A 1,765-nucleotide genomic window follows, 5' to 3' on the forward strand; every position below is an offset into this window, starting at 1 on the left:
GCTAAGTACCTAAAACCCTTGACTTTTTATATAAAAACATGTACTATAAACTTATAAAGCCGTGCGAAAGCTTTTATAAGTTGTTAAGTCTTTGGATCGTGAGTTCGAGGACTTAACCCTAACTTATTCTATTTCATATCCTAGTCGTTCTAATTTTTCTACTACTGCCTGAGTAATCCACGAGCTTCTGGGAGAGGAAAATTTAGATCTTTCTTTATCCACGAGTTCAACTATATTTTTGCGAATTCGCAAAGTTACTATTTGCTCTTCTTTATCTTTGCTAACAGACGGTTCTATATTCATTTTGAATACTTTTTAAGTAAATATCTTAAACTATAATATATATGAACATTTTTTTTATTTGTCAAACAAAATATTGTATTAGAATACTAAATATTTTTTTATATATCAAAATAATGATTTCACTCTCTTAATTTAATGACCCCATTCTTTTTTTCATAATCACTTATGTAAAAATCAAATGCATCTTCAACAGTATCTTTAATTTTTTTGCGTTGCCAGTATGATATAGCTTTTAATTTTTCTAATTGCTCCGCATTTACTACAAAAGTTGCCCTTAATGTTTCTGGAGTATCATATTTAATTTGATTAGTAGGGCTATTGGTGAGTAACCCATCAAAACCAGTTTTAAAATTTTTTTTTGTCATTTAAAACAATCCTCTTTTTATCATTTCTTCGCATAATGTATTATAATCAACAGCTCCCTTACAATTTTTGTTGTATGAGAATATATCTTTTCCTTGGCTAGGGGCTTCCGCTAAAGCAATATTATTAGAAATTTTTGTCTCAAATAGTTTTTCTAAGAAGAATGCACTTACACTATCTGCAATATCCTTATTTAGAATTTTTCTAGCATCATACTGAGTAAAAAACACCCCGCCAATTTGTAATTTATTATTCAATCTTTTTTGGATTTTTTCTATTACTTCAGTTAATTTTGCTAATCCTCGAAGCGGGAGATACTCTGCTTGCATAGGAATGATAACATATTGAGAAGCTGTTAATGCATTTATTGTTAATAATCCTAGAGATGGAGGGCAATCGATGAAAATATAATCAAATTCCCTTTGAAGCTTTTTAATAATTTCTTTTAGTATATATTCTCTACCAGGTTCTGAACTTAGTTCAATCTCTGCAGCAGATAAATCAAGTGAAGAAGGTAAAATACTTAAATTATTTTTATACTTTATAGGTTCAACATTGCTTTTACCCCGTAAATTCTCATAAATACTAATTTTTACATCTGTTATACCTAAGCTAATTGTTAAATTAGCCTGAGGATCTAAGTCTATTAAAAGTACTTTCCTTTTTTTATAAGCTAAAGCCGCACCAAGATTAATAGTAGAAGTAGTTTTACCTACGCCACCTTTATAATTACTGACTGCAAAAATTTTAGACATCATATCAATAATATTATTAGTAATATTTATTACTAATATACAAATAATATAATAATATAGCAACAAAATGTTTTATACACGTCTATTGTAAGCGACTTGTATAAAAAGAATTATGATGAATAAAAACTAAAACACAAAGTAATATTTATTACTAGTAATAAAGTAAACTTTTTCTTGACTTGAGTTTTAAGCTTATATAATATTAGTTATATGAGATGTAGTAATCGAGAACAAATAAGGAAATTATTGCAGAAAAGAAAAAACCGGTAGACGCTCGTCCTCGCCAAAGTTTGAGCATCTACCGGTAAAATAACAACCCATAAATAAATATGAGGTCATTTATG

General features: G+C 28.3%; 3 protein-coding genes. All 3 read right to left on the reverse strand.

Annotation, left to right across the window (positions count from 1 at the left end):
• Positions 1-123: 123 nt before the first annotated feature.
• The 3 genes from KYQ89_RS03230 to KYQ89_RS03240 all read right to left on the reverse strand — a co-directional run bounded on the left by KYQ89_RS03230 (position 124) and on the right by KYQ89_RS03240 (position 1,484).
• Positions 124-303, reverse strand: a complete 180-nt coding sequence (locus KYQ89_RS03230) for a hypothetical protein (protein ID WP_218460382.1) — start codon at positions 301-303, stop codon at positions 124-126.
• A 119-nt stretch (positions 304-422) separates the two neighbouring features.
• A complete protein-coding gene (locus tag KYQ89_RS03235; protein WP_218460383.1) occupies positions 423-668 on the reverse strand; it encodes a hypothetical protein in 246 nt (81 codons plus the stop codon).
• Positions 669-1,484, reverse strand: coding sequence for a ParA family protein (locus tag KYQ89_RS03240; RefSeq protein ID WP_256621224.1), 816 nt, complete (start codon positions 1,482-1,484; stop codon positions 669-671).
• Positions 1,485-1,765: the final 281 nt, after the last annotated feature.

It is taken from the genome of Rickettsia sp. TH2014 (assembly GCF_019249195.1).
Classification (GTDB): domain Bacteria; phylum Pseudomonadota; class Alphaproteobacteria; order Rickettsiales; family Rickettsiaceae; genus Rickettsia; species Rickettsia felis.

Excerpts from the sequence above, each read along its gene's own strand:
- KYQ89_RS03235 (WP_218460383.1), bottom strand. The coding sequence starts at position 668 with ATGACAAAAAAAAATTTTAAAACTGGTTTTGATGGGTTACTCACCAAT.
- KYQ89_RS03230 (WP_218460382.1), bottom strand. The coding sequence starts at position 303 with ATGAATATAGAACCGTCTGTTAGCAAAGATAAAGAAGAGCAAATAGTA.